This window comes from Microcystis sp. M44BS1, assembly GCF_020244875.1.
GTDB lineage: Bacteria > Cyanobacteriota > Cyanobacteriia > Cyanobacteriales > Microcystaceae > Microcystis > Microcystis panniformis.
Genome location: NZ_JADBVM010000091.1, coordinates 1 through 5528, shown reverse-complemented (window position 1 = coordinate 5528; position 5528 = coordinate 1). Strand labels below are relative to the sequence as shown.

The following is a 5528-nucleotide window of genomic DNA, read 5'->3' as shown; positions in this document are numbered from 1 at the left end:
GAAAAAAGGCAATTTATGAGGGAACCTTCCGCACGCCGGATTATTTCATCTACGATCCTTTTGATGCCAATTCTTTACAAGGATGGCATTTAGGGGCCGACCAACGCTACCATTCTTTAGAACGAAACGAGCGCGGCTGGTTATGGTGCGAAACCTTAGGCTATTGGTTGGGAACTTGGGAGGGTACTATTGACCGAGAAACGGCAATTTGGGCGAGATTTTATGACCCAGAAGGCAATTTAATCCCCTTGCCAGAAGAAGCAGCACAGGAGCAAGCGGCTGCAGCACAGGAGCAGGCGGCTGCAGCACAGGAGCAGGCGGCTGCAGCACAAGAGCAGGCGGCTGCAGCACAGGAGCAGGCGGCTGCAGCACAGGAGCAGGCGGCTGCAGCACAAGAGCAGGCGGCTGCAGCACAGGAGCAGGCGGCTGCAGCACAGGAGCAATTAAATGCTACTCAGCAAGCTCTGGAAGCGGAAAGACAGCGTTCTCAACGGCTGGCGGCTCGTTTGCGAGAAATGGGGATAGACTTGTAGTACAAGTGTAACGAATGTTCGGGGTGGGGAGATGGGGAAATGACCTGATGGGGAGCTTTTTGCCTGACTGACGAGCAGATTTTCAACACAATCAGTGGTCATGCCAAATTAATTTCCTCAACCTTGAGGAGAAATTCTGTCAACTTCGATCAAAAGCCGCGTAAATTCTGTATTTTCTCTGGAAGTCTTATACATGGCTTTTAAAATTGTGATCGTAGCAGTAGGCTAATTCAGATCAATTAAACTTCTTCCTCACTCCCGACTTTGTTAGTATCATGAAACCTAACTCTGGCCGTAAACGGTTATTATCCCTGATATCTGCTGTTTCCTGTAGTTCCCTCTTGATTTTATCCCCTCTAGCCCAGAGAGCGCAAGCAGACGATATTACGGATGCCCTAGAAGCGGTAATTGAATATACGGCTCAATTACACCAGATCAATTTTAAGTATTTGTTAAGCAATGGCCCGATAACCACTCCCTGCGGCGTAATTTCCCTAGCGGCTTTCTGCACTGTAGATAATACAATCTACGTCAATCTCAAGCAAGTTACTGGTATTAGCGATAATCCTCTATTTCCCCTTTACGCCGTCGCTCATGAGGCCGCTCACGCTGTTCAGTGGAATCGGGGTATCGGTGGCATCGATGAAGGTGGAATGAGCATCGGCATTGAATTACAGGCCGATTGTCTAGCGGGAGATACCCTTTCTTGGTTATTTACCGAAGCAAGAAGTTTATCCAAACAGGATTATATACTAGCAGGAAAACTTCTAGCGGAAGCGGCCTCGGAAGTGGGCGATTTTGAAGCTCCTAATCGCTCCCACGGCACACCACAACAGCGAGGTGATTCGGTCTTGCAAGGATTCTACGGGGAAAATCATCAAGCTTGTATGCGTTAACTAACACTCAAGGCTCTATTTCCCCTAGAATGCCTAAAAAAGTTTAAAAAACTACTGTAACCCTAACCAAGATAGCAGACCTTGGCCAGTTAGATACTCAATCAACAGGGTGATCACAAAACCAATCATAGCGGCTCTACCGTTGAGGCGCTCGGCATAGTCATTAAAACCAAATTTGGGATCTTCTAATTTGGGGGTTTGAGTCGGTTGTGGTTCAGTCATGATCTTTACAGTCCGTTTACATTTCTTTACTATTCTAGCGGAGTTAGAAGTTAGGTTGTAACTAATTTCTAACTCCTCTCTATTTGCCCTAATCTCGACCGTTAAGAGCGATTAAAAGGCGCAGAATAAAGATAAATAGGTTGATATAGGTCAAATACATCGATAAAGCAGCACTGAGATACTGCTCATCTCTGTAGGTACGGGGCAAGATGTAAAAGTCCACCACTGCGGAGCCTGCAAACAGGAAAACCCCGATGCCAGAAATAGCAATTTCTAACCAGGTGGGAGTAGCACCACCAAAGATAGAGAAAATTAGCTGACCAATGAGAACAATAAAGAGAGCGAGAATACCGATGCTAACGGTTTGAGTCAGGGCTAAACCATCTTTTTCCGACAGATTCGAGCCGATATTCCGTCCCAAGACAAAAGCGATGCCGCAACCGAGGGCAGCAATTGCCACTCCTCGCAAACCAACACCGGAAGTACCTAAGGCCACATAGACGATTCCACTGAGAGTATAGCCAGAAAGAAGGCTATAGAGAGTCAGTAGGGGCAGAGCAGTGCCTGTATTGCCTCTTTCCGCAGTATTGCGGGCGACAAAAAATAAAATAATCTCGGCAACCAGGGCGACAAAGAAAGTCGGGAAGAAAATCTGGGGATAGGATTGGATCACACCTAAACCGCCATAGGTTCCCACCGCAGTCAAAATTAGACCGCCACCGAGATAGGGCAGGGCCTTGGGGATAACATTGGGGCCGATAAGTGCTTGGCTTTTAGCCTCGCGTAAAGCTTGGCGAAAATTACTGGTATTACTCATGGTGACTAGGTTCGAGATACTTGTCTCAATCAATCTTGTTAAACAGAAACTATTCTTGATTAGTTCGTCAAGAATGCCGAATAGTTGGCCGAGAAGAAAGAAAGTTTTCCCCTCCAGCACAATCACCTCTTGATTGTAACGAAAAGACTAGGGATCGAGCTAAGTAGGTAGGTGTTAAAAATTGTCAGATACCCCCCTTATCAAGGGGGGATTAAGGGGGGATCGGCACCCCCCTTATCAAGGGGGGATTAAGGGGGGATCGGCACCCCCCTTATCAAGGGGGGATTAAGGGGGGATCGAACTCAAAATCTATTTTCTCCCCTCTTGACTGATCAAGTTACCGTAAACAGAAGCCCAATTCAAGGCGATTATGTCCTAATAAACTGGATATTTACAGTTTTTATTAACTACAATCTTCAGAGTATCCCCTGACCTAAAGCCAAACCTGTCACCAACATTCCTAACACTAGGAAAGGCTGGGCGCTGGCTTGATATTTGACATCATTTTTGAGCGGATCCCGCAGAAAATACATATCTTGGAAAGTGATCTGAGGGATAATTAATAACAGTAAAATAGCGGCATAAAGATTCTGATGAATACTAATCAGATATCCAGCAATTCCTGCTTGAAAAACATCGATCATAATCACACAAATCCAAGCTGCGGTGGTAATTCCAAACATAACTGGCAAGGATTTTAAGCCTAATTTTTCGTCACCCTCCACACTTTTAAAGTCGTTAACTACAGCAATTCCTAAACCCGCCAGACTATAGATGAGGGTTAGGATCATAATTGTCCAATTTAACTGACCAAAAAGGGCGTGACCTGCCCACCAAGGTAAGGCTATATAACTGGCACCGAGGGCATAATTTCCCAGCCAACCATTTTGTTTTAATTTTAAAGGCGGTGCTGAATAAATATAGGCAATAAAAGAACCAAATAGGGTTAAACAGAGCATGAGCGGGAAATCATGACCGGCCCAGCGATCGAGAAGATAAGATATTCCTAACCCACCTGCTAATAAAACCAAAATCTGACCGACTACTTGCGGAATAGAAATTACCCCCGAAGGAATTGGACGATAGGGTTCATTAATTGCATCGATTTCTCGATCGTAAAAATCATTTAAAGTTTGGGTATAACCAGTCATCAATGGACCGGAAAGTAACATACAGGTGGCCGCTTTTAAGACATCTTCTAAAGACCAAGTATAATTCCCCGATGAAGCAGCCCCACAGACAACCCCCCAAATTAGAGGAATCCAAGTAATCGGCTTCATCAATTGTAAGCGGATTTTCCAGAGGGAAGTTTCTGCCGATGAGGCCCCTTTCATGCCCAATAATTGGCGAGTTTTTGCGCCTCGATTATCCTTGTTTTCTATCTCGGTGTTCGACATAATCCCTTAAAAAGAAATAATTAAGTAACCGTCTTGGAATTTGGCCCCTTTTACCGCTCGTCCGGTCAGAGGCGGTGGTACATCAATATTACGCCGTTGATCCCCGGCTTCGATGGTTAATTCTGGACCCGATTGCGTCAGTTTTACCTGTTTTTTCTCGAATCCGGGTAAATAAACCTTGACCTGACCGGCTGCCGTATCGATTATTAACGGTTTGGGCGGCTGCACCGTGAGAAAATTGGGTAACTCGGCGATTAACTCCTGCCAATCTTCTCCTTGACGGTCGGGTAAAATCGCAGCCGGCAGCGGAGCAAAATCCTCCGTAGCACTCTGACAGCGATTAAAAATCACTCCCCCCACATTTAAACCGATTTGCTGCGCCCCACCCCAAAGATATTTGGCATCTGCGATCGTAATTGGATCATCATTGGTGACTAGATAGGCTAAAACTCGCCGAGGATTAGCTAAAGCGGAGCGCCCCTCGTCTAGGATGTTATTATCGCCCTTCTGCCCTAAATCGTTGGGATTAAAGGAGAAATTCAGCACGGCAGCGGCGATTGGTTGGAAAAAGGGAGAAAGGGTGCGACCAATCTCGGAATCGCTGAAAACCTGCCGAAAACGCCGTGAATACCAGCTGCCCACCTCTGGAATCCCTAACATTCGCAGACTGTTGATATCTCCGCTGCCGTCGTAGATGATGACATCGTAATTTCCGCTTTTATCCTGTTCGCGCAGGAAATTTAAGGCTAGAGCTTGATCCATTCCGGGTAAAATGCCCAACTCTTGACCATAAACATTTTTCAAGGTGGGAGAACGCAAATACTGCTTTTCTAATTCCTTGACTTCTTCCCAACTTTTTTCTAGTAAATGGGTACTATTAAGCTGGATAACCGCGAGATTGGGGGCAATTTCGGTAATAGAGGAGCTAGGGGAGGCCTTGAGTAGTAATCCCCAAGCGGGACTAGAATCTTGACCGACCAAGAGAACTTTTGACCCCAGACCAGCCATTTTCTTTCCCGAAGCGATCGCTATTGTACTGCGACCGCTGCCCCCCTTGCCCAAAAAGGTCAAAATTAAGGACATAATTAATTCCTAAGCGTTATATTTAGATGAGTTTGAGTTCATCTTCAAAAAACCAAGTAGCGGTCTTATCATCGAACTGGACAACAGCACCAACACCGCTGCCATCGGTCATCTTAAAATTTTTGATGACACCCACTTTACCCAATTTACCCGCTACGTCCGAGTTAACGCGGTCTCTTAAGCGACAGACCTTGACTTTTTGCCCGATTTCCATTACTTCCACAGTTTTAATAAGACGATAATTCAATAAACCAATCCTAAGTTTAATATAAATTCGTCTAAGATAAACCCCCCAATGATCTTCGGTTACTGCTCTTTCTCAGATCATCTGTACTTAGCAATCATATATACTAAGCAATAGGACAAAATCAACCTCTTGGTTAGGATAGGCAATAGGCAATAGGCAAGAGGTAGTTAGATAAGTAGCTGGTTATAATTGAATTAAAAATGGATTTTAGGTTCGATCCCCCCTGCCCCCCTTGATAAGGGGGGTGCCGATAGGCGGGGGGATCTACCCTTGATAAGGGGGGTGCCGATAGGCGGGGGGATCTACCCTTGATAAGGGGGGTGCCGATAGGCG

Annotated in this window: 6 protein-coding genes and 1 pseudogene; 2 read left to right on the top strand and 5 right to left on the bottom strand. The window is 45.7% G+C overall.

The window, feature by feature from the left end:
- Together IM515_RS06395 and IM515_RS06390 are read left to right on the top strand one after the other, a co-directional pair.
- A pseudogene (locus tag IM515_RS06395) lies at positions 1-533 on the top strand (Uma2 family endonuclease); the annotation flags it as partial.
- 275 nt (positions 534-808) lie between these two features.
- Positions 809-1429, top strand: a complete 621-nt coding sequence (locus tag IM515_RS06390; protein WP_002766582.1) for a neutral zinc metallopeptidase — start codon at positions 809-811, stop codon at positions 1427-1429.
- 51 nt (positions 1430-1480) lie between these two features.
- Here the strand turns inward: IM515_RS06390 and IM515_RS06385 are convergent, their stop codons facing one another.
- From IM515_RS06385 to petP, 5 genes are all read right to left on the bottom strand, one after another.
- A complete protein-coding gene (locus IM515_RS06385) occupies positions 1481-1651 on the bottom strand; it encodes a CAB/ELIP/HLIP family chlorophyll-binding protein (RefSeq protein ID WP_002742489.1) in 171 nt (56 codons plus the stop codon).
- 88 nt (positions 1652-1739) lie between these two features.
- The gene (locus tag IM515_RS06380) at positions 1740-2468 is read right to left on the bottom strand and encodes a Bax inhibitor-1/YccA family protein (protein WP_043996014.1); all 729 of its coding nucleotides are present in this window, start codon (positions 2466-2468) and stop codon (positions 1740-1742) included.
- Positions 2469-2884: 416 nt separating this feature from the next.
- A complete protein-coding gene (chlG, locus tag IM515_RS06375) occupies positions 2885-3865 on the bottom strand; it encodes a chlorophyll synthase ChlG (protein WP_287627818.1) in 981 nt (326 codons plus the stop codon).
- 6 nt (positions 3866-3871) lie between these two features.
- Entirely contained in the window at positions 3872-4948 is a 1077-nt protein-coding gene (locus IM515_RS06370) for a Get3/ArsA fold putative tail anchor-mediating ATPase NosAFP (RefSeq protein WP_287627817.1), read from the bottom strand.
- 22 nt (positions 4949-4970) lie between these two features.
- Positions 4971-5162 (bottom strand): cytochrome b6f subunit PetP, encoded by a 192-nt coding sequence (gene petP / locus IM515_RS06365; protein ID WP_002742483.1) that lies wholly within the window; start codon positions 5160-5162, stop codon positions 4971-4973.
- Positions 5163-5528 lie beyond the last annotated feature (366 nt).

Coding starts and splice junctions, on each gene's coding strand:
- IM515_RS06380 (WP_043996014.1), bottom strand. CDS start 2,468: ATGAGTAATACCAGTAATTTTCGCCAAGCTTTACGCGAGGCTAAAAGC.
- IM515_RS06370 (WP_287627817.1), bottom strand. CDS start 4,948: ATGTCCTTAATTTTGACCTTTTTGGGCAAGGGGGGCAGCGGTCGCAGT.
- chlG (WP_287627818.1), bottom strand. CDS start 3,865: ATGTCGAACACCGAGATAGAAAACAAGGATAATCGAGGCGCAAAAACT.
- petP (WP_002742483.1), bottom strand. CDS start 5,162: ATGGAAATCGGGCAAAAAGTCAAGGTCTGTCGCTTAAGAGACCGCGTT.
- IM515_RS06390 (WP_002766582.1), top strand. CDS start 809: ATGAAACCTAACTCTGGCCGTAAACGGTTATTATCCCTGATATCTGCT.
- IM515_RS06385 (WP_002742489.1), bottom strand. CDS start 1,651: ATGACTGAACCACAACCGACTCAAACCCCCAAATTAGAAGATCCCAAA.